This window comes from Streptomyces sp. NPDC000983, from assembly GCF_040299205.1.
Lineage (GTDB): Bacteria > Actinomycetota > Actinomycetes > Streptomycetales > Streptomycetaceae > Streptomyces.
Genome location: NZ_JBEPBM010000002.1, coordinates 1 through 20,765 on the forward strand (window position 1 = coordinate 1; position 20,765 = coordinate 20,765).

General features: G+C 73.1%; 14 protein-coding genes, 1 tRNA gene, 1 rRNA gene and 1 riboswitch. Of the genes, 7 read left to right on the forward strand and 9 right to left on the reverse strand.

What is annotated here, in order from left to right:
* Both ABT296_RS01950 and ABT296_RS01955 read right to left on the reverse strand, forming a co-directional pair.
* Window positions 1-90: ribosomal RNA gene (locus ABT296_RS01950) — 16S ribosomal RNA — on the reverse strand; the annotation flags it as partial.
* Between the two features lie 615 nt (window positions 91-705).
* Entirely contained in the window at window positions 706-1,257 is a 552-nt protein-coding gene (locus tag ABT296_RS01955; RefSeq protein ID WP_351922419.1) for a MarR family winged helix-turn-helix transcriptional regulator, read from the reverse strand.
* A gap of 164 nt (window positions 1,258-1,421) precedes the next feature.
* On the opposite strand from ABT296_RS01955, the gene ABT296_RS01960 reads away from it, so the two are divergent.
* Complete coding sequence (locus tag ABT296_RS01960) at window positions 1,422-2,675, forward strand: MFS transporter (protein WP_351922881.1); 1,254 nt, start codon at window positions 1,422-1,424, stop codon at window positions 2,673-2,675.
* A gap of 22 nt (window positions 2,676-2,697) precedes the next feature.
* Here ABT296_RS01960 and ABT296_RS01965 read toward each other — a convergent pair whose 3' ends face one another.
* Entirely contained in the window at window positions 2,698-4,341 is a 1,644-nt protein-coding gene (locus tag ABT296_RS01965; RefSeq protein ID WP_351922420.1) for an ATP-binding SpoIIE family protein phosphatase, read from the reverse strand.
* A gap of 214 nt (window positions 4,342-4,555) precedes the next feature.
* Window positions 4,556-5,935 (reverse strand): NAD(P)/FAD-dependent oxidoreductase, encoded by a 1,380-nt coding sequence (locus ABT296_RS01970; protein ID WP_351922421.1) that lies wholly within the window; start codon window positions 5,933-5,935, stop codon window positions 4,556-4,558.
* 383 nt (window positions 5,936-6,318) lie between these two features.
* Between ABT296_RS01970 and ABT296_RS01975 the strand changes: the two genes are divergently transcribed.
* Entirely contained in the window at window positions 6,319-7,137 is an 819-nt protein-coding gene (locus tag ABT296_RS01975) for a TetR/AcrR family transcriptional regulator (protein ID WP_351922422.1), read from the forward strand.
* Window positions 7,138-7,437: 300 nt separating this feature from the next.
* Window positions 7,438-9,462 (forward strand): sigma-70 family RNA polymerase sigma factor, encoded by a 2,025-nt coding sequence (locus ABT296_RS01980; protein ID WP_351922423.1) that lies wholly within the window; start codon window positions 7,438-7,440, stop codon window positions 9,460-9,462.
* Between the two features lie 82 nt (window positions 9,463-9,544).
* Here the strand turns inward: ABT296_RS01980 and ABT296_RS01985 are convergent, their stop codons facing one another.
* Entirely contained in the window at window positions 9,545-11,644 is a 2,100-nt protein-coding gene (locus ABT296_RS01985) for an asparagine synthase-related protein (protein WP_351922424.1), read from the reverse strand.
* Window positions 11,645-12,337: 693 nt separating this feature from the next.
* Between ABT296_RS01985 and ABT296_RS01990 the strand changes: the two genes are divergently transcribed.
* The 4 genes from ABT296_RS01990 to ABT296_RS02005 all read left to right on the forward strand — a co-directional run bounded on the left by ABT296_RS01990 (window position 12,338) and on the right by ABT296_RS02005 (window position 17,539).
* On the forward strand, window positions 12,338-13,762 hold the full coding sequence (locus ABT296_RS01990; RefSeq protein ID WP_351922425.1) for an NsdA family TPR-like regulatory protein: 1,425 nt from the start codon (window positions 12,338-12,340) through the stop codon (window positions 13,760-13,762).
* Window positions 13,763-13,862: 100 nt separating this feature from the next.
* Entirely contained in the window at window positions 13,863-15,071 is a 1,209-nt protein-coding gene (gene lhgD / locus ABT296_RS01995) for an L-2-hydroxyglutarate dehydrogenase (protein ID WP_351922426.1), read from the forward strand.
* Window positions 15,072-15,208: 137 nt separating this feature from the next.
* Entirely contained in the window at window positions 15,209-16,108 is a 900-nt protein-coding gene (gene trmB / locus ABT296_RS02000) for a tRNA (guanosine(46)-N7)-methyltransferase TrmB (protein WP_351922427.1), read from the forward strand.
* A gap of 54 nt (window positions 16,109-16,162) precedes the next feature.
* On the forward strand, window positions 16,163-17,539 hold the full coding sequence (locus ABT296_RS02005) for a PrsW family intramembrane metalloprotease (RefSeq protein ID WP_351922428.1): 1,377 nt from the start codon (window positions 16,163-16,165) through the stop codon (window positions 17,537-17,539).
* A 79-nt stretch (window positions 17,540-17,618) separates the two neighbouring features.
* Here ABT296_RS02005 and ABT296_RS02010 read toward each other — a convergent pair whose 3' ends face one another.
* From ABT296_RS02010 to ABT296_RS02025, 4 genes are all read right to left on the reverse strand, one after another.
* Window positions 17,619-18,641: a M23 family metallopeptidase gene (locus ABT296_RS02010; RefSeq protein ID WP_351922429.1), complete on the reverse strand. Its 1,023-nt coding sequence runs from the start codon at window positions 18,639-18,641 to the stop codon at window positions 17,619-17,621.
* Window positions 18,642-18,652: 11 nt separating this feature from the next.
* Window positions 18,653-18,810, reverse strand: a riboswitch (cyclic di-AMP (ydaO/yuaA leader).
* Window positions 18,811-19,016: 206 nt separating this feature from the next.
* Complete coding sequence (locus ABT296_RS02015) at window positions 19,017-19,367, reverse strand: hypothetical protein (RefSeq protein WP_351922430.1); 351 nt, start codon at window positions 19,365-19,367, stop codon at window positions 19,017-19,019.
* A gap of 60 nt (window positions 19,368-19,427) precedes the next feature.
* Window positions 19,428-19,501 (reverse strand) — tRNA-Met (locus ABT296_RS02020).
* Between the two features lie 56 nt (window positions 19,502-19,557).
* Window positions 19,558-20,706, reverse strand: coding sequence for a dihydrofolate reductase family protein (locus ABT296_RS02025; RefSeq protein WP_351922431.1), 1,149 nt, complete (start codon window positions 20,704-20,706; stop codon window positions 19,558-19,560).
* Between the last annotated feature and the right edge of the window lie 59 nt (window positions 20,707-20,765).

Here is a 20,765-nt window from a genome sequence, read left to right on the forward strand (position 1 = left end):
AATCCACCCCGAAGGGCTTCATCGTTCGACTTGCATGTGTTAAGCACGCCGCCAGCGTTCGTCCTGAGCCAGGATCAAACTCTCCGTGAATGTTTTCCCGTAATCGGGATGACACCACGAGAGCGGTGCGAGAGGAGGAATAATCCCCTCGCACACAGCGTCCTCGCTGTGTTATTTCAAAGGAACCTCGCCCCGGCCGATGGCCGGAGACGGGGTATCAACATATCTGGCGTTGACTTTTGGCACGCTGTTGAGTTCTCAAGGAACGGTCGCTTCCTTTGTACTCACCCTCTCGGGCTTTCCTCCGGGCTGCTTCCCTTCGGTCTTGCGTTTCCGACTCTATCAGATCTTTCCGACCCGATTTCCTCGGTGCTTTCCGGCTTTTCGGCCTTCCGGCGGTGTTGACTTTATCAGATCCTCTCGGCGTCTGACTCCCAGTCAACCGGGCTTGTCCTCGCGGCTGTTGGGCCGTTCCGACGTTTCAAACCCTAGCGGATCCTCCCGGCAGTTCCTAATCGGGCTGCCGAACCCCATTCGAATTGAATTCGGGCACGCCGAATTCATCCCGGCTGGGAGATCGTGCTGGTGGTTTGTAGTGCCGCTTCAGCGGCGGAGGTGCTACCGAAGAACCGTTACGGCCCCGCGGCAACCCGAAGAACTTTACAGATCCGCCAGGGGGCCGTCAAGCCCCGCCTGTCAAGATCTTTAATCCAGGTCGGTGAGCCGGCCGCCAGCGTCCGGCTGGGCGTGCTCCACCCTGCGCAGGAGGCGGGTGAGGACCTCGCCGAGGGTCGTGCGCTCCTCGGGAGACAGGTCCTGGAGGAGCTCCTCCTCGAAGACCGAGGCGAGGCGCATGGCCTCCATCCACTTCTCCCGGCCCTCCGTCGTCAGCTCCACGATCACGCGGACCCTGTTGGACTCGTCGCGCTCCCGGGTCACCAGGCCCTCGGTGACCATGCGGTCGATCCGGTGGGTCATCGCGGCCGGCGTCAGGCCGAGGCGCTTGGCGAGGTCGCTCGGGCCCAGGCGGTACGGGGCGCCGGAGAGGACGAGTGCCTTGAGGACCTCCCACTCGGTGCTGCTGATACCGAGCGTGGCGGTCTGGCGGCCGTAGGCGACGTTCATGCGGCGGTTCAGCCGGGAGAGCGCGGAGACGACCTTCTCGACCTGGGGGTCGAGGTCCTGGAACTCGCGCTGGTAGGCGGCGATCTGCTCTTCGAGTGTCGGCTCGCCGCTGAGGCCGGAGTTGTCGCCCATGCGCCGAGTATCGCACGAGGGTGGTTGGCGTTGAAGTCCTTCGATCTGTACTCTTTAGCTTCGAACTTTAGCTTTGAAGTCTTCAGAGCTAACCACTCCAGGGCCATCGGCCCGTATCGAACGACTTGAGAGAGGTGAACGTGACCAGGGCGATGGGCGCGGCGATGCGCCGGATCCACGTGGCGAACGCACTCAGCACGTTCGGGCTCGGTTTCACCGTCCCGTACCTGTACGTCTACGTGGCGCAGGTGCGCGGTCTCGGCGCCGTCACCGCGGGTCTCGTACTCGCGGTGTTCGCCGTGGCCGCGCTGATCGTGCTGCCCTTCGCCGGGCGGGCCATCGTCCGGCGGGGCCCGCTTCCGGTGCTGCTCGCCGCCCTGGTCACCGCCGCCCTGGGGGCGCTGAGCCTCGGGCTCGCGGGGAACGCCACGGCCGTACTGCTGTCGGCGGCGGCTCTGGGGGCGGGGCAGGCCGTGATGCAGCCGGCGCTGGCGACGATGATCGTGGACTGCTCGACCGCGGAGACCCGGTCGCGGGCGTTCGCGACCCAGTTCTTCCTGCAGAACCTCGGGCTCGGCGTCGGCGGTCTCATCGGCGGGCATCTCGTCGACACCTCCCGGGCCTCCTCCTTCACTCTGCTGTTCGCGATCGAGGCGGCGATGTTCCTGCTGCTGGTCGTGGTGATGGCGACGGTGCGGATGCCGCACTCGCCGCGGATCGAGGGCGCGCCCGCGTCGGCGAAGGGCGGCTGGAAGCAGCTGCTCGGGAACCGGGCGATGGTCCGGCTGTGCGTGCTGGGCTTCGTGCTGTTCTTCGCCTGCTACGGCCAGTTCGAGTCGGGTCTGAGCGCGTACGGCGTGGAGGCCGCCGGGATCTCCACCTCGGCCCTGGGGACCGCGCTGGCCGCGAACACCTTGATGATCGTGGTGGCGCAGTTCGCGGTGCTGAGGTTCGTCGAGCGGCGGCGCCGGTCGCGGGTGATCGCGGCCGTGGGGCTGATCTGGGCCGTGGCGTGGGTGGCCGCCGGGTATGCCGGGCTCGGGCACGGCAGCCAGGAGATGGCGACGGCCGCGTTCGTGTCGACGTACGCGTTGTTCGGGCTCGGGGAGGCGATGCTGTCGCCGACGGTCGCGCCGCTGGTGGCCGATCTGGCTCCGGCCGGGATGGCGGGCCAGTACAACTCGGCGTTCGCCCTGGTGAAGCAGCTCGCCCTGGCGGTGGGTCCGGCGGTGGGCGGTCCCATGGGTGCCGCGCTGCACGCGCCGTACATCGTGACGTTCCTGCTGTTCTCCCTGGGGATCACGTATCTGGCGCTGCGGCTGGGGCGGGAGCTGACGGCGGCGCAGGACGATCCGGCGTCGGTGCGGAGCCGGGTGGTCGCCACGGGTGGCGCCGCGCCGGCCCGGGCGCACGCCTGAGCCGGCCGCCGGCCCGCTCCGGTCAGGTGCGGGGCAGGACGAACTCGCACCACACGGCCTTGCCGCCGCCCGGGGTCCTGCGGGAGCCCCAGGAGGTGGCGATGGTCGCGACGATGGCGATGCCGCGGCCCGACTCGTCGCCGGGTTCGGCCCGGCGGCGTCTGGGGAGGTGGTCGTCGCCGTCGGTGACCTCGACGATCAGCCGGCGGTCGGTGCGGCGCAGGCGCAGGCGCATGGGCGGGGTGCCGTGCTGGAGGCTGTTGGCGACCAGTTCGCTCGCCGCCAGGACTCCGAGGTCGTGCAGGTCGGTGGGGAAGCGCCAGCTGGTCAGGACCCCGGAGGCGAAGGCACGCGCGCGGGGCGCGGCCTCCACACCGCCGAGCAGTTCCAGGGCGGCGTTGCGGAAGAGGTCGCCGTCGGGGCCGGTGCGGGCGGGGTGCTGGAGGACCAGCACGGCGACGTCGTCGTCGTGGTCCGCGGTGACGCCCGCGGAGCGGACCAGGCGGTCGCAGACGACCTGGGGGGTTCCCGTGGCGCCGGCGAGGGCGCGCTCCAGGGAGGCGATGCCCTCGTCGAGGTCCTCGTCCCGGCGTTCGACCAGGCCGTCCGTGTAGAGGACGGCCGTGGAGCCGGGGCTCAGCGGGACGGAACCGGACGCGTGCATCCAGCCGCCGGTGCCGAGCGGGGGGCCGGTCGGTTCGTCGGCGCGCAGAACGCGGCCGCTCTCGTCGCGGACGAGGATGGGCAGATGGCCGGCGGAGGCGTACACCAGCCTTCCCTCGTTGGGGTCGTGGATGGCGTAGACGCAGGTCGCGATCTGGTTGGCGTCGATCTCGGTGGCGAGGACGTCCAGCAGTTGCAGCACCTCGTGCGGGGGGAGGTCCAGGCGGGCGTACGCGCGCACGGCGGTGCGGAGCTGGCCCATGACGGCGGCGGCGCGGACGCCGCGGCCCATGACGTCCCCGATGACCAGGGCCGTACGGCCGCCGCCCAGGGTGATCACGTCGTACCAGTCGCCGCCGACGGCGGCTTCCGTGCCGCCGGGCTGGTAGGTCGCCGCGATGCGCAGGTCGTCCGGCTGTTCGAGTTCCTGGGGGAGGAGCGATCTCTGGAGGGTCACCGCCGTCTCGCGCTGGCGGCGCTCGCTGGCGCGCAGGCGCTCGGCGGCCTCGGCGTGGTCGGTGACGTCGGTGGCGAAGACGAGGACGCCGCCGTCCCCTTCGGCCACCGGGGTGCAGGTGAAGGTGTAGGAGCGGCCGTCGGGGGCCTTGCGGGACTTGACCGTGCGGGGTTTGCCGCTGCGCAGGACCTGGTCGAGGAGCGGGAGCAGGCCCAGTGCGCCCAGTTCGGGGAGGGCGTCGCGGGCCGGTTCGCCGAGCGGGCGTTCGCCGAAGGCGGTGGCGTAGGCGTCGTTGACGTAGGCGAGGCGGTGGTTGGTGCCGTGGACCAGGGCGACGAGGGCGGGTACGCCGTCGAGGACTTCGCGTACGGGCAGTTCGTCGAGGGCGGGGACGGGTGGGCCCTCGTCGGTGAGCTGTTCGGCTCTGGCCGCGGGGACGGCGCCCGCGCCCTCCCCGCGTCGCTCCGCGGCGACCGCGTGTTCGGTCCGGGCTGCGGCGCGGCGCTGCGTTCCGGGAAGCCGGGCGCTCCAGCGCGTGAAGTTCACGGATCCTTGCCTCGTGTCGTTGTCTTCGGCCAGCTCCGGACCCGGCCGGGGTCTGGGGGGTGGCTCCCCGGGGGATGCAGCACTGTGGGGACGGCTTCGTAGGGACGGACGGCGGGTGGTTGCCCGTCCGGGTTCGGGGGTCAGTCTGGCAGTGTGGCGGACGGCGCCGACATCCGTCAGACGCCCGCCGGCTCGCAGGAGTTCCTCGGTCCGGTCAGGACGACCCCTTCGGGTCGTCGTCGGTGTTCTGAGGAGACTTTCCACCGGCCGCGAGTTCGAACTCCGCTCGGGGGTGTTCGAGTGAACCGAGCGAGACGATTTCGCGCTTGAAGAGCCCCGACAGCGTCCATTCGGCCAGTACGCGGGCCTTGCGGTTGAAGGTCGGCACCCTGCTGAGGTGGTAGACGCGGTGCATGAACCAGGCAGGGTAGCCCTTCAGCTTGCGGCCGTAGACCTGTGCGACGCCCTTGTGGAGGCCGAGCGAGGCCACCGAGCCGGCGTACGCGTGCGCGTACGTGCGCAGGGGTTCGCCGCGCAGGGAGTGCGCGATGTTGTCGCCGAGGACCTTGGCCTGGCGCAGGGCGTGCTGGGCGTTGGGCGCGGTGTGGGTGCCGGGCTGCGCGGCGGTGACGTCGGGCACGGCGGCCGCGTCTCCCGCGGCCCACGCGTGCGGGGTGCCCTCCACGGTCAGCTCCGCGGTGCACTTCAGCCGTCCGCGATCGGTGCGCGGGAGGTCGGTGGCGGCGATCAGGGGGTGCGGTTTGACGCCGGCCGTCCACACGACCGTGCGGGTGGGGAAGCGGGCGCCGTCGCTGAGCACCGCCATCCGGTCGGCGCAGGACTCCAGGCGGGTGCGCAGGCGTACGTCGATGTTGCGGCGGCGCAGTTCGGTGACGGTGTAGCGGCCCATGTCCTCGCCGACCTCGGGGAGGATGCGGTCCGACGCCTCGACGAGGATCCACTTCATGTCCTCGGGGCGGAGGTTGCGGTAGTAGCGCGTGGCGTAGCGGGCCATGTCCTCCAGCTCGGCGAGCGCCTCGACGCCCGCGTAGCCGCCGCCGACGAAGACGAAGGTGAGGGCGGCGTCGCGGATCGCGGGGTCGCGGGTGGAGGAGGCGATGTCCATCTGTTCGATGACGTGGTTGCGCAGTCCGATGGCCTCCTCGACGGTCTTGAACCCGATGCCGTGGTCGGCGAGTCCGGGGACCGGGAGGGTGCGGGAGACCGAGCCGGGGGCGAGGACGAGTTCGTCGTAGGAGAGCTGTTCGGCGCCGGCGCCCTCCTCCTCGGTGGCGAGGGTGGTCAGCGTCGCGGTGCGCTTGGCGTGGTCGATGGAGCGGACCTCGCCGACGACGATCCGGCAGCGGTCCAGGACGCGGCGCAGCGGCACCACCACATGGCGGGGGGAGATCGAACCGGCCGCAGCCTCGGGAAGGAACGGCTGATAGGTCATGTACGGGTCCTGGGTGACGACGGTGACCTCGACTTCTCCCCGTTTGATTTCTGGTTTCAACTTTCTCTGGAGTCGCAGCGCCGTGTACATCCCGACGTAGCCGCCGCCGACAACGAGAATGCGCGCACGTTCCTTCACCATCCCATGACGCACCCGGCGCTTGAGTTTGTCCACAGCCTCGACCATTTGTGTGACCGGACGCCTTCCAGCCGCAGGGTTGGCCGAATTGCCGGAGTGCGGGGAATACGCGCAGGTCAAGTGGGGTGCGCCGGGGGGTCACAGGGGGTGCAATCAGGATGTATGCGGCCCGTACGCCGATCGGGGGGCGCTCCGTGCGGAACGTGCCCCTTCTGAATTGACTCCCTCTCAACTATGTTCGTGTGTCGACGGGGTGTAGGGGGATGCGCTCCTCGGGCTCAATGGGTTCGCGACGGCGGACCCGGGGCCCGGGCATGTTCCACCGCGCTCCGGCTGTCAAAGGCGGGGAGTCTCCGGGGGGAGACATCAATACCGGGGGAACGCTTATGCATGTTCAGGACTCTCATTGGTCGTCCACGTCCGCCGTCGCATCCGTCGGCGGGGCGATGGGCGGAGCGATGGGTTCGGCGATGAACGCGGCGGGGCACGGACGCGCGGACAGTGCGCGGACCACACCGCTGCGGGTGGACGCACAGCGCAATCTGGAGCACGTGCTGCGTGCCGCGCGCGAGGTCTTCGGCGAGCTGGGTTACGGGGCGCCGATGGAGGACGTGGCGCGCCGCGCGCGGGTCGGCGTCGGGACGGTGTACCGGCGCTTCCCGAGCAAGGACGTCCTGGTGCGTCGGATAGCCGAGGAGGAGACCTCCCGGCTCACCGAGCAGGCCAGGGCGGCGCTCGGGCAGGAGGACGAGCCGTGGTCGGCGCTCTCGCGCTTCCTGCGCACGTCGGTCGCGTCGGGTGCCGGGCGGCTGCTGCCGCCGCAGGTGCTGCGCGTGGGCGTCGCGGAGGAGCGGGCGGACGGCGCCGGGTTCGACGAGGCGCGGGTGCCGCAGCAGCGGACGCAGCCGGGCTCGGGCGAGCTGCGGCTGGTGCCCGGGGAGATCTCGTCCCCGGCCGGCGGCTCCGGTGCGACCGGTGTCGGCGGGGACGACGACGCGGGGGCCTCGGCGCTGCTGGAGGTCGTGGGGCAGCTCGTCGACCGGGCGCGCGAGGCGGGTGAGCTGCGGGCCGACGTGTCGGTGGCGGACGTGCTGCTGGTGATCGCGACGGCGGCACCCTCACTGCCCGACCCGGCTCACCAGGCGGCGGCCTCGGCGCGGCTGCTGGACATCCTGCTGGAAGGGCTGCGGTCGCGGCCGTCCTGACCGGGACGGCTCGCGGTGCCGGGTGACCCGAAACGGTGACGCGGGGGCGTGGGCGATGTGTGTGCGCTCCCGCCCCGGGCACCACCGGGAACCGCCTGGGACATATCGGGTGAACGGCTCAACTTCCTCATAGACCAAGGCAGTTGAGCCCTCTCCGAACGGGTGGGGTCCGGTACCGCGCCGTACGAAGTCCCCTCCAACGAGTGGAAGGCCGCCGCCGTCGGGCGCTGACCAAAAGTCGGTATGGCACTCTGACCCGGTGTTCTGGACTGGTTGGGCCGGCGGCGGGGGCTTTCCGCGATGAGTGTTGACGGGCGGGACGGGTCACTCGGTGACGGTGACGCGGAGGACGGCGGCCCGGCCACGCCTCACGTACCGAGCCAGGGTGGCCGGCCCGGCCCGGCGCACGGCACGCCCCCGGCGCACGGCACGCCCCCGGCGCACGGCACGCCCCCGGCGGCCGGCGAACCGCCGGTGACCGTGGGGATCCCGGCCCAGGGCGGCGAGCCCGTCGAGGGCAGCGTGCCCGCGCAGCGCGACCGGCGCGAGGACGGCGTCCTGCCACCGCCCCGGGAACTGCCGCCGTCCGACACCGACTTGATCGGCCGGATGCGCTCCGGCGACGACTCGGCCTACGCGGAGCTGTACCGCCGGCACGCCGACGCGGTCCGCCGGTACGCCCGCACCTGCTGCCGTGACGCCCACACCGCCGACGACCTCACCGCGGAGGTCTTCGCCCGCATGCTCCAGGCGGTGCGCGGCGGTTCGGGTCCCGAGTACGCCGTACGCGCCTATCTGCTCACCTCCGTCCGGCGGGTCGCGGCGACCTGGACGAAGTCGGCCAAGCGCGAGGAACTGGTCGAGGACTTCGCGGTGTTCGCCTCCCAGGCCGTGCGGGTCGCGGAGGTCTCCGACGACGACACGCTCGACCTGGGCGCGGACGTCCGCGCGATGCACGAGGCCGAGCAGTCACTGGCCATGCAGGCGTTCCGCTCGCTGCCGGAGCGCTGGCAGGCGGTGCTGTGGCACACCGAGGTCGAGGACGAGTCCCCGAGCGAGGTCGCCACGCTCTTCGGGCTCGACGCCAACGGCACCCGGGTGCTGGCCAGTCGGGCCCGCGAAGGGCTCAAGCAGGCCTACCTCCAGGCCCATGTCAGCGCCTCCCTCGCCGGGGACGAGGAGTGCGCCCGCCACGCCGACCGGCTCGGCGCGTACGCCCGCGGCGGTCTGCGCACCCGAGCCGAGCGCGGTCTGCGCAAGCATCTGGAGGAGTGCGCCAAGTGCCGGCTGGCCGCCGGGCAGATCAAGGAGGTCGCCAGCGGCATCCCCGGCGTCGTGCCGGTCGCGGTCATCGGCTGGTTCGGCGCCGCCGGGTACGCCAAGGTGGCCGCGCTCGTCGCCGGCGGCACCGGGGCGGGTGCCGCCGGGGTCGCCGGTGCCGCGGCGGCTGCGGGCGGCTCCTCCTCGGGCGCCGGTGGCGGCGCGGCCGTCTCCGAGGGGCTCGGGGCACCGGTGAAGGCAGGTATCGCCGCCGGCGTGGTCGCGGTGGCCGCCGCGGCGGTGGCGCTCGCCCTGGTCGGGGACGGCGATCCGGTGGCGAGGCCGGACGCCAAGCCGCCGGTCACCTCGCACGCCCCCGTGGTCGAGGAGTCCCCCACCGCCGGGCCCCCGAAGCAGAAGCCGCGGCCGGCCCCGCCCGTGGTCGCCGCCGAGCCGAAACCCACGCCCACCCCCAGCCCGACCCCCACGCCGAAGCCGAAGCCCACACCCGCCCCGGCACCGCCCCCCGCCCAGAAGCCGGGGCCGAAGCCCACCCCGTCCCCCACGCCGACGCCGACCCCGACGCCCACCCCCACTCCGCCGCCGCCGGCACCGGCACCGGCACCGGCACCGGCCGACTTCCAGTGGAGCGAGCTGTCGTACGACGTGGTCGGGGACGGCACCGAGCCCGAGATGCGGCTCGGGGAGAGCAGCTGGGTGTGGCAGCGCCACGGCGTCCCGATCGCCGGGACCCGGTACGCGCACGGGGTCACGGTGCACGGCCGGTCCTCGGTCACCATCGACCTCAACCGGGAGTGCACCTCCTACCGGGCCGTCGTCGGCGTCGACGACATGATGCTGGGGCTGGGCCGGGTCACCTTCTCCGTGTACGCCGACGGGGTGCGGCTGTGGCGGTCCGGGACGGTGCGCGGCGGCGATCCCGCGGTGCCGGTCGCGGTGGACCTCACCGGGCGCAGGACCGTCCGGCTGGTGGTGGAGCCGCACAGCCACTTCGACGACGTGACGCTCGCGGACTGGGCGGAGTCACGGTTCAGCTGCTCGTAGGAGCAGTCCGTCGACACGGGCGGTGGGATTCCCGGGGTGCTGCGGGGCAGGGCGTCGCCCACAGGCTGTGGACGACGGGCGCCTATGCGCGCCGGGCGCCCGCTCCCGCGCCCAGTGCGCCCCGCTGCGGGGTGATCCCGGCGGGCACCGCACGGGCGCGGGCCGGGGTTCCGGTCCAGCAGGTGCCGCGGCGGGCCATCAGCCGGGAGAGCCACAGTTCCAGGGAGACGAGGTCCGCCAGGCCGTCCAGCGGGAGCGGTTCGCCCTCGGCCGCCGAGCGGAGCGCCTTGCGCACGACCCGGGCCTCCACCAGGCCGGCCTGCGCCAGCAGCGGGGTGCCGAAGAGGTCCGCCAGGTCGTGCGCCGCGACCCGCAGCCCCGTACGGGCCGCCACCGCCGCCGGGGCGTGCGAGGGAGCGCCCCACCCGGCCGGGAGGTCGGTCACGCCCGCGCCCTCCAGGACCGTGCGCAGGATCGAGCCGCGCGCGCCGGGCTGCACGCGCAGCGCCTCGGGCAGGGAGCGGCAGGCGCGGACGACCTGGTTGTCGAGGAACGGCGCGTGCAGCCGCTGGAAGCGGATCTCGGCGGCCTGCTCCAGCACGCGCAGGTCCGCCGCGTGCCGGGCGAGGGAGGCACGCGCGCGGTAGTCGCCGGGCCGCTGCCCGGGGCCGACCCCGGAGCGGCTCGTCGCACCTTGAAGGCGAACCGATACTTCAGCCAGTGCCTCCCCGGTGAGCCAGCGTGCCGCCGGGCCGGGTCTCGCCCAGGTGAGCGCCGCCAGCGACGCCCCCACGGCACCTCCGGGTTCGTCGAACCGCCGGTGGAGCAGGCGCTCGGCGAGCACCTCCAGACCGGTGCGGTAGGGCGTGCGGGCCAGCTTGCGGGCGGCGCCGTAAACGCGCGCGGGGACCATCACCGAGCCGTCGGCCTTGGCGAGCGCGGCGACCGGCCGCACCAGGTGCCGGCGCTTGCGGTCCATCAGCAGGTCGGTCAGCCGGGCCGGGTGGGCGTCGAGGACCTGGCGGGCGCCGTGGCCGGTGAAGTGGTCGGCGCTGCCCGCCGCGAGCCGCGCCCGGTGCCGGGCCGCCGTCACCAGGGACGGGCCGGGTTCGTCGGTGAGCGGGCCGTCGAGGTCGGCGTAGGGGAGAGTCTCCTCGCCGCCGGTCACCACCACATGGTGCAGGCGCGGGTTGGCCGCGAGGGCGCCCGCCCGCTCCAGCTCGGCCTCCCGGCCGCCCGTGGCGAGGTCGTTGAAGGTGACCGCCAGCAGCCGCTCGCCCGCGCCGGTGCCGTGGCCCAGCACCGTGCCCGGCATGCCCGGCAGGCCGGCGGCGAGCAGGGCGAGGGTGGCGGACGCGGGGCCCCCGGAGAGGTCCGCGCCGATCCCGGGCACCGGTGTGCCGCGCGCGGCCCGCCGTTCGGCGGGGCCCATGCCGGGGACGGGCCCGGGGTCGATGCCGGTGCCGGGCACATGGCGGGGTGCGGAGAGCCGGACCCGTACCGCCTCCACCAGGGCGTCGCGCACGGCGTCCACCGCGCTGTCCGGGTCGGCCGGGGGCGCCGCGACCGCGAGCGAGGCGACCGGCTCGTAGCCGGCGATCTCCCGCGCCCCGGCGCGCAGGATCAGCGCGTGGCCCGGCGGGACGCGCCGGACGCCGTCGTAGGGGGTGGAGTCGTCCAGGGCCGCGGGGACGTCCGGGGCGGCGAGCAGGGCGGCCAGGTGGCCGAAGTCGAGGTTCGCCTCGATGAGGTCGGCGAGCGGCAGCGCGGCGGTGGCGTAGGCGGTGCCGCCGGCCCAGGGGGTGTGGAACACCGGCCGGGCGCCCGCCAGGTCGCCGCAGACCATGATCCGGCGGCCGACCTGGACGACGGCCGTGTAGCTGCCGGGCCAGGCCGTCAGATGGCGCAGCGCGCCGCCCCGCGCGGCGAAGAGACCGACCCGCAGCTGTTCGTCGCTCGCCCCGCAGATACCGAGGACGGCGATCCGGGTCCGGGCGTCGGCCTGCACCACGCGCACCTCGTCGGGGCGCCAGTCCCCGACCGCCCAGAGCGGATCGGGATCTCCCCACAGGAGTTGGGACCCCACGGGGTGGACGGTCTCGCCGTCGGGCCCGGTGGCCCCCGCGGAGCCGATCACGGCGGCTCCCGCGGCGGCGCTGCTCCATCCCACCAACCACCGCATGGACGCCTCCACAGGCTGTGGACTACCAGTGCACCGCACGAACCGGATCCCCATGCTGCCATGAAGGACGCGCGTCAGAGGTGCGGTGACACCGCCTGAGATCTGCGAAATGCGCTGCCGCGCGCGCCCCACCGGGGCGTCAACACCCGTGCGGGCCAAGGAGAACGAACGGCCGCGGCGACTCGAATGCGCCCCCGGTTCACTCCCCGAGAACGCCTTTCGCGCCCTCAACTGCCGTGGTGGGGGCGGTAATCACCCACAAAAGGCGGGGATGGTTTTCGGCCAAATCGGCGTAACGGAGACAGGCGTGGACACGCTCCGTACATGCGCTGCGCACCGCTCGACGGGTGCGCAGTCCGGGAGGCGGGACGCGCCCCCCGGACCGTTCCGCCGCCCGCGGGGATGGAGGCGGCGGTGTCCCCCAGCCCACTGGATCCAGTACAGCGGGCCGACCCACGCACGACCCATGGAACCGCTCCCCCCATGGCCGGAGAAGAGCGCACGCGCAGGCGCACAGCCACACAGCGGGAGCACGTCGCAACCGTCCGTACCTGAACCGCACTTCAGTACGGACCACAATCCCGCCATCCGGAAGAATGCCCCTTAACGCTTGGGATGCGGCGAACTACGCTGGGTTTACGAATGCCGCGTGGTTATGCCAGCGCGGCAGCCGTCTGTGTCGAGGGGTGGCGCATGTCCAGGGAGCAACGCGGGCCGAACGAAAAGCTCGGCGCCGTTCTCGCCCTCGCGGGAATCAGCAACGCAGGACTCGCGCGTCGCGTCAACGACCTTGGCGCTCAACGCGGGTTGACACTTCGCTACGACAAGACGTCGGTGGCGCGCTGGGTGTCGAAGGGGATGGTGCCGCAGGGCGCGGCCCCGCACCTCATCGCCGCCGCCATCGGCCAGAAGCTCGGCCGCCCGGTGCCGCTCCACGAGATCGGTCTGGCGGACGCGGATCCCGCGCCGGAGGTGGGCCTCGCCTTCCCCCGGGACGTCGGACAGGCGGTGCGCTCGGCGACCGAGCTGTACCGGCTCGACCTCGCGGGCCGGCGGGCCGGCTCGGGCGGCATCTGGCAGTCTCTGGCCGGGTCGTTCGCGGTCAGCGCCTACGCCACGCCCGCCTCACGGTGGCTGATAACCCCGGCCGACAGTTCGGTGGCGCGCGAGGTGAACCCCGCCGAGGGGGCCGGCGCACCGGCCAAGGTCGGCCACAGCGATGTGCAGAAGCTGCGGGAGGCCGCCGAGGACGCCCGGCGCTGGGACTCCAAGTACGGCGGCGGGGACTGGCGTTCGTCCATGGTGCCCGAGTGCCTGCGGGTGGAGGCGGCGCCGCTGCTGCTCGGCTCGTACTCCGACGACGTGGGCCGCGCCCTGTTCGGGGCGAGCGCCGAACTGACCCGGCTGGCCGGGTGGATGGCCTTCGACACCGGGCAGCAGGAGGCCGCCCAGCGGTACTACATCCAGGCCCTGCGGCTGGCCCGGGCCGCGGCGGACGTGCCCCTGGGCGGCTATGTGCTGGCGTCGATGTCGTTGCAGGCGACCTACCGGGGGTTCGGCGACGAGGGCGTCGACCTCGCGCAGGCCGCGCTGGAGCGCAACCGGGGGCTGGCCACCGCGCGCACCATGAGCTTCTTCCGGCTCGTCGAGGCACGCGCGCACGCGCGCGCCGGGGACGCGCAGGCTGCGGGCGCCGCGCTGAAGGCGGCGGAGGGGTGGCTGGAGCGCTCCCGGGAGGGCGACCAGGACCCGTCCTGGCTCGGCTTCTACTCCTACGACCGCTTCTGCGCCGACGCCGCCGAGTGCTACCGCGATCTGAAGGCGCCGCGCCAGGTGCGCCGCTTCACCGAGCAGGCGCTGTCGAAGCCGACGGAGGAGTTCGTGCGCTCGCACGGGCTCAGGCTGGTGGTCTCGGCGGTGGCCGAGCTGGAGTCGGGCAACCTCGACGCGGCCTGCGAGCAGGGCGTGCGGGCGGTGGAGGTGGCGGGCCGGATCTCCTCGGCGCGCACCACCGAGTACGTGAAGGATCTGCTGCACCGCCTGGAGCCGTACGGGGACGAGCCGCGGGTGGTGGAGCTGCGGGAGCGGGCCCGGCCACTGCTGATGACGCCCGCCTGAGCCGCCGGAGCGGGAGAAAGCCGGTCCGACCGGGTGTGCCTCCGGGGTTTGAGGGCATTGTCAGTGGCGCAGTGCACTATCGGAGGCGGAGGTGGTGCTCGTGCGGGCGGTCGCTCACGACTGTGACGTGCTCGTGATCGGTGGCGGGATCGTCGGACTGTCCACCGCGTACGCGATCACCCGGGCCGCGCCGGGCACCCGGGTGACGGTGCTGGAGAAGGAGCGGGGCCCGGCCCGGCACCAGACGGGGCGCAACAGCGGGGTGATCCACAGCGGGATCTACTACCGCCCCGGCTCGCTGAAGGCGCGGTACGCGGTGCGCGGTGCCGCGGAGATGGTCAAGTTCTGCGCCGAGTACGACATCGACCACGAGGTCACCGGCAAGCTGATCGTCGCCACCGAGCGGTCCGAGCTGCCCCGGCTGCACGCGCTGGTGCAGCGCGGCCGGGAGAACGGGATCGCGGTGCGGGAGCTGGGCGCCGCGCAGATCGCCGAGTACGAGCCGGAGGTGCGGGGGCTCGCGGCCATACACGTCGGGACCACCGGGATCTGCGACTACGTCAAAGTGGCCCGGCGGCTGGCCGACGCCTCGGGCGCGGAGATCCGCTACGGCGCCGAGGTCGTCCGGATCGACCGGCGGCCCGGGCTCGGAGTGGCCGTCCGGACGGCGGACGGGCAGGTCGTACGGGCGCGGGCGCTGGTGAACTGCGCCGGGCTCCAGTGCGACACGGTCGCCCGGCTGACCGGCGACGACCCGGGGATGCGGATCGTGCCGTTCCGGGGCGAGTACTACACGCTGGCCCGGCCGGAGCTGGTGCGGGGCCTGGTGTACCCGGTGCCGGACCCGACGTTCCCGTTCCTCGGCGTGCACCTCACCCGGGGTGTCGACGGCGGCGTCCATGTGGGCCCCAACGCGGTGCCGGCGCTGGCCCGCGAGGGGTACGGCTGGGGGGTCGTACGGCCGCAGGACCTGGCGCTGACGCTGGGCTGGCCGGGGGCCTGGGCGATGGCCCGGCGGCACTGGCGGTACGGCGCGGGGGAGCTGCGCCGGTCGCTGTCGAAGGGGGCGTTCACCGCGGCCGTGCGGCGGCTGCTGCCGGCGGTCACCGAGGAGGATCTGGTGCCCGCGGCATCCGGGGTCAGGGCCCAGGCCGTGCTGCGGGACGGGACGCTGGTGGACGACTTCCTGATCCGGGAGGGCGCCCACGCCGTGCATGTGCTGAACGCGCCCTCGCCCGCCGCCACGGCGTCCCTGCCGATCGGCAGGGAGGTGGCCCGCAGGGCACTGGCGGTGCTGGCCGAGGGGTGACGGGAGACCGGCGTGCGTGACGTGACCGGAGGCGGGCGGTGGGCGCCCCGGCCGCGGTGACCTCCGTCGCCCCGGCCGCGGTGACCTCCGTCGCCCGGGCCGCCGTGACCTCCGCCTCCCGTAAAATCGACCGCACTGTGTCTGAATCCCTGCACACCCCCCGAGCCCCCCAGTCCGCCCCCGGCCACGAGCCCGGTGTGTCCGTCCGGCACACCCGGGCCAAGGGCGAGCCGCGGTTCCCCGACGGGCCCAAGGCCGATCCGGCCGGCTCCCACTTCGACCGCCGGATCAGGAGCTTCCAGCCCCGCCGGAGCCGGGTGACCGCGGGCCAGGCGGACGCGCTGCAGCGGCTGTGGCCCCAGTGGGGGCTGGACATCGACGGGCAGCGGGTGATCGACCTGGCCGAGCTGTTCGGCAACGACGGCCCGGTCGTCCTGGAGATCGGCTTCGGGATGGGGGAGGCCACCGCGCAGATGGCCGCGGCCGACCCCGGCACCAACGTGCTCGCCGTGGACGTGCACACCCCCGGCCAGGGCAACCTGCTCAACCTCGCCGACCACCACGGTCTGTCCAACATCCGGGTCGGCAACGGCGACGCCATCATCCTGCTGCGCGAGATGCTCGCCCCGGACTCCCTCGCCGGGCTCCGCGTCTACTTCCCGGACCCCTGGCCCAAGAAGCGCCACCACAAGCGGCGGCTGATCCAGCCGGAGTTCCTCAGCCTCGCCGCGACCCGGCTCGGGCCCGGCGCGCTGCTGCACTGCGCCACCGACTGGGAGCCGTACGCCGAGCAGATGCTCGACGTGCTGAGCGCGCATCCGGACTTCGAGAACACGCAGGCCGACGGCGGTTTCGCGCCGCGTCCGCAGTTCCGGCCGCTGACCCGTTTCGAGGGCCAGGGACTGGACAAGGGACATGTCGTGAACGACCTCCTCTTCAGCCGCGTACAGCAGCGTGTGGAGCAGCACGTCGAGCAGCGCGTACAGCAGCACGTCGAGCCCGCAGCGCACCGAGACGAAACCCCCGCCGGCGCCTGAGCCCGCCCCCGCCCCCCGTGCGGGCGGCGCCCCTGCCTCGTTAGGGTCGATGCCGTGGCCACCCGTCCTCCGTACCCGACGCACCCCACCGGACCCGTGGGTCCCGCCGGCGGCTCGCCGCGGCCCGCGCACTGGTGGCAGCGCGCCTGGGTGCGGTACGGCGCGCTGAGCACCCTGCTCGCCCTCTCCGGGCTGGTCATCCTCGCCCTGGTGCGCGAACAGACCGGCACCCAGGGTTTCCTGGTCGGGCTGGGGCTCGCCGTGCTGCCCGTGCCGCTGCTGATAGCCGCCTTCCGCTGGCTGGACCGGGTCGAGCCGGGCCCCTGGCGGAATCTGGTGTTCTCCTTCGCCTGGGGCGCCTGTGCCGCGGCGCTGATAGCGATCATCGCCAACAGCTTCGCCACGCGGTGGATAGCGACGGCCACCGCGGACCCGTCCAGCGCGGACACCCTCGGGGCGACGGTCATAGCGCCGGTCGTGGAGGAGTCGGCGAAGGCCGCGGCCGTCCTGCTCGTCTTCCTGTTCCGGCGGCGCGACTTCACCGGACTGGTCGACGGGGTGGTGATAGCCGGGGTCACCGCGACCGGCTTCGCGTTCACCGAGAACATCCTCTACCTCGGCACCGCCTTCGGCACCGACCAGCTCACCGGCGACAGCGGCATCGCCTCCGTCACGGCCGCCACCTTCTTCGTGCGCATCGTCATGTCCCCCTTCGCGCACCCCCTGTTCACCGTGCTCACCGGCATCGGCTTCGGCGTCGCCGCGCTGTCCGCCCCCCGGCAGCGCTGGCGGCGGATCCTGCTGCCGCCGTGCGGGCTGCTGCTCGCGATGGGCCTGCACGCGATGTGGAACGGCTCGACGGTGTTCGGCCCGTACGGCTTCTTCGCGGTGTACGCGGCGATCATGGTGCCCGCGTTCGGGCTGCTGACCTGGCTGGTGATCTGGACCCGCCAGCGCGAACTGCGCACCGTGCGCGAGGAGCTGCCCGCCTACGCCGTGGCCGGCTGGCTCGCGCCGGGCGAGCCGTTCGCGCTGGGCTCGATGCGGGCCCGCAGGCTGGCCCGCGCGCACGCCCGGCGGGGCGGCGGCCGGCGGGCGGCGCGGGAGGTGGCGCGGTACGAGGCGTACGCGACCTCGCTGGCGTTCCTGCGGCACCGGGGGCGGCGGGGCCGCGCGGGGGCCGACTTCGTCGTACGGGAGGCGGAGCTGCTGCGGGAGCTGTGGCTGCGCCGTGAGGTGGCCCGGCCGGCCCTCGACCACGCGGCCCGCGCCACGGCTCCGCGGGTGCCGGTCGTGGCGGCGCCGTGGGCGGTGTACGGGATGTACGGGTATCCGTCCCAGCCGGTGTCGCCGCCGGGGCAGCAGCCCTGGCCGGGGTACCCGGCGCATCCCGCGGGGCCGTACCCCGCGTACAACCCGTACCGGACGTAACCGGGATCAGGGCAGCAGGAACCGGCAGCCCTGATGTCGGGGGGTCGTCATCAGGACCGCCGGGGTCACCGGGGCTGGATCAGATGTTGAGGCCCTTGCTGCGCAGCCACGCGAGCGGGTCGATGCCGGAGGAGGAGCCCTCGGGGTGGACCTCCATGTGGAGGTGGGCGCCGGTGACGTTGCCGGTCGCGCCGACCCGGCCGATCACGTCGCCGGTGTTGACCTGCTGGCCCACGCTGACGCTGATCGAGGACTGGTGGGCGTACCAGATCTCGGTGCCGTCCTCCAGGGTGAGCACGGTCTTGTAGCCGTAGGAGCCGTCCCAGCCGGCGGAGGTGATGGTGCCGGTGTGGACCGCCTTGAGCAGCGTGCCCGTGGGAGCGGCGAAGTCGAGGCCGGTGTGGTAGCCGGAGGACCACATGGAGCCGGCCTGGCCGTAGGTCGAGGTGAGGGTGAAGGAGGAGGTCGGGAGGGTGTACTCCTTGGCCAGCTGGGCCAGTCGCTCCTCCTCGGCCTTCTGGCGGGCCTCTTCCTCGGCCTTCTCCTTGGCGGCGGCGGCCTTGGCCTCGGCTTCCTTCTCCGCCTTCTCGGCGGCTGCCGTGGCGGCCTTCTCGGCGGCAGCGGCGGCGGCCTCGGCGGCCTTGGTGTCGACCTGGTCCTGCTGCTGCTCGGCCTGGGCCATGATCCGGGCGCGCAGGGCCTCGCCCGCGTCGGCGGCGCCCTGCTCGGTGTCCACGGCGGTCATGCCGACGGTGCTGAGCGGGGAGGCGGCCGTCTCGGGGGCCTCGTCGCCCGCGGAGTCGTCGGAGATCAGCGGCAGGTCGGGGATGGTGATGGCGACCGGGGGCTTGCCGGACTGGGCGCTGGCCATGCCGCCCGCGCCGACGGCCGCGATGACTCCGACACCGAGGACGGTGGAGCTGCGGGCGAGCCCGCCGCCGCGCTGCTTGGCCACGCGGTGCTTGCCGCGTACCGGGCGAACGGTCTCGGCGGTGGGGTTCCACTCCTCCCACGGGCCCTCGTCGGTGCGGTAGCTGCCGTATACGAAGGTCTCGTCGCCACGCTGGCTCGGCACGAACGGGGCAGGCGGGTTTGACGCCACGTGGGCGTGCTCCTTTCCTTCCTTCTCGCCTACCGGGTTAGCTGACGGGTTCGGAGCAGGAAGGTCTCCTACGCGCGTATATCCGCCGTCGATGTTCGGCGGGATACGAGCGATTCACCCCAAGTTGGTGGTTCCCCGGTTCCCTTGCGGGATTCGGCGCGTGCGCACGGAGCCGACTCTTGTGACGGCTGGGACGACCGCGCTGCGTTATCGAACGTTAATAGACGTGAGGCTCGGATTCCAAGCTGTTCCTCTTGATCATTAAGCTTTTCGGCCGGGACTTTACGGTCATGGAGGTTTCAAATCGGGCGAGTTGGCCACACCTTCTACTCGCGAGTTTTCCTGACGGTATGTCAGTTGTTATGCGGAGGGCTGTCATCCGATCACCCCCGGTGACATGCCGGGTCTACGGACGGCCAGCAGGGCCGTGTCGTCCGTCATTCCGCCCCCGCAGCGCCGGCGCGCCTCCTCGGCCAGGGTCCGCACGACAGCGCCGGAATCGGCGAAGGACCATCCGGTCAACTGCCGCTCGGGGTCGTGGAAGGCGATGTCGAGGCCGCCGATCCGTTCCGGCGGCCGGGGCAGCACGGCGCGGCGGTCCACCTCGGCGATCCGCCGCTGTCCGGCGAGGCGCAGGTCGCCGCGGCGGACGACGGAGTTGAGCATGACGGCCGGGGGCGCGGCGGCGAAGAAGGGGGTGGCGGTGACCTGGCGGGGGTGAGCCATCGGCGCGGGGGAACGCACCGAGGGCCGGAACCCTTTCGGGTTCCGGCCCTCGGCCTTCAGTAGCGGGGACAGGATTTGAACCTGCGACCTCTGGGTTATGAGCCCAGCGAGCTACCGAGCTGCTCCACCCCGCGTCGGTGAAACCAGTGTACGTCATCCGCGGGGCCCGAAGCACACGCGTTTGTTCACGTCACGGGTGTGCGCCCGTCGCCGGGTCGGTCAGGTGGCGGTTGGGGGCCTGGGCGCGGTCCGCGTACTCGGGCAGGACCAGCACCCGCGCCCCGGCCGCCGCGAGCAGTCCGCTGCCGTCGGCGCCCGCCACGAAGGTGTCCGGTTCCCGCCAGGCGGTCACCACCCGGCGCACGCCCGCCTCCAGGATCAGCCGGGAGCAGGGCGCGGGGCGGGAGGCCCGGCGGGCGCAGGGTTCCAGGCTGCTGTAGACGGTCGCGGAGGGCAGCCGGGGGTCGGCGGGGTCGATCTTGGCGAGGGCCGCCTCCTCCGCGTGGACGACCGGGTCGTCGCCCTCCCGGGAGTGGCCGCGGGCGAGTTCGGTGCCGTCGGCGGCGACCACGACCGCCCCGACGCTGAACGCCGTCCGGGACGGCGGGCACAGTTCGGCCAGTTCGCAGGCGAGCCGCAGCCAGTGGTGGTCGGCGGTGGTGGCGTGCGCGCCGGCGCCGGGGGCGGTGGGCTCGTAGCGCATGAGGACCACGTCCTCGATACGGCGGGACTCCACCAGGCGCAGCCGTCCGGGCTGGTAGGCGCCGGGGCCGAAGAGGCGGGGCGCGTCCGGGTCGCCGACGAAGAGGGGGGCGAGGACCAGCTGGAGTTCGTCGGCCAGGCCCTCCTGGAGGAGCTGGGTGTGGACGCGGCCGCCGCCCTCGACCATCAGCCGCCGTACGCCCCGCTCGTAGAGGTCCGCCAGGAGCGGGAGCCAGTCGAGGCCGGGGCCGAGGGGGACCACGTCGGCGGCGAGCCCGAGGGCGCGGGCCCGCTCGGCGCCCTTGTCCGTGGTGTAGAGGGCCTTGGCGCCCCCGGTGTGCCAGAACCTGGCGGCCGGGTCCACGTCACCGCTGCCGCTGACCATGACCTTCAGGGGGTACTCGGGCCGACCCGCCGCGGTGCGGGCCGCGCGCCGCTCGGGGGAGTTCACCAGCAGGCGCGGGTTGTCGGCGCGGAGGGTGCCGGCGCCGATGAGGATCGCGTCGACCGAGGCCCGTACCTCGTCGACCCGGTCGAAGTCGGCGGGGCTGGAGAGCAGCAGCCGCTCGGGGCCGGTGTCGTCCAGGTAGCCGTCGAGGGAGACGGCGGCCGACAGCAGGACGTAGGGCAGGGGCATCGGTGCTCCATCGGGACCGGCGGACTTGGTTCAAGTTTTAAGCAAACCTACACTGGGTC

What these genes read in the sequence shown, in the direction of transcription:
- ABT296_RS02015 (WP_351922430.1), bottom strand. Translation starts at nt 19,367, where the DNA reads ATGGCTCACCCCCGCCAGGTCACCGCCACCCCCTTCTTCGCCGCCGCG.
- ABT296_RS02025 (WP_351922431.1), bottom strand. Translation starts at nt 20,706, where the DNA reads ATGCCCCTGCCCTACGTCCTGCTGTCGGCCGCCGTCTCCCTCGACGGC.
- ABT296_RS01960 (WP_351922881.1), top strand. Translation starts at nt 1,422, where the DNA reads ATGCGCCGGATCCACGTGGCGAACGCACTCAGCACGTTCGGGCTCGGT.
- ABT296_RS01985 (WP_351922424.1), bottom strand. Translation starts at nt 11,644, where the DNA reads ATGCGGTGGTTGGTGGGATGGAGCAGCGCCGCCGCGGGAGCCGCCGTG.
- ABT296_RS01980 (WP_351922423.1), top strand. Translation starts at nt 7,438, where the DNA reads ATGAGTGTTGACGGGCGGGACGGGTCACTCGGTGACGGTGACGCGGAG.
- ABT296_RS01970 (WP_351922421.1), bottom strand. Translation starts at nt 5,935, where the DNA reads ATGGTGAAGGAACGTGCGCGCATTCTCGTTGTCGGCGGCGGCTACGTC.
- ABT296_RS01990 (WP_351922425.1), top strand. Translation starts at nt 12,338, where the DNA reads ATGTCCAGGGAGCAACGCGGGCCGAACGAAAAGCTCGGCGCCGTTCTC.
- ABT296_RS01975 (WP_351922422.1), top strand. Translation starts at nt 6,319, where the DNA reads ATGCATGTTCAGGACTCTCATTGGTCGTCCACGTCCGCCGTCGCATCC.
- ABT296_RS01955 (WP_351922419.1), bottom strand. Translation starts at nt 1,257, where the DNA reads ATGGGCGACAACTCCGGCCTCAGCGGCGAGCCGACACTCGAAGAGCAG.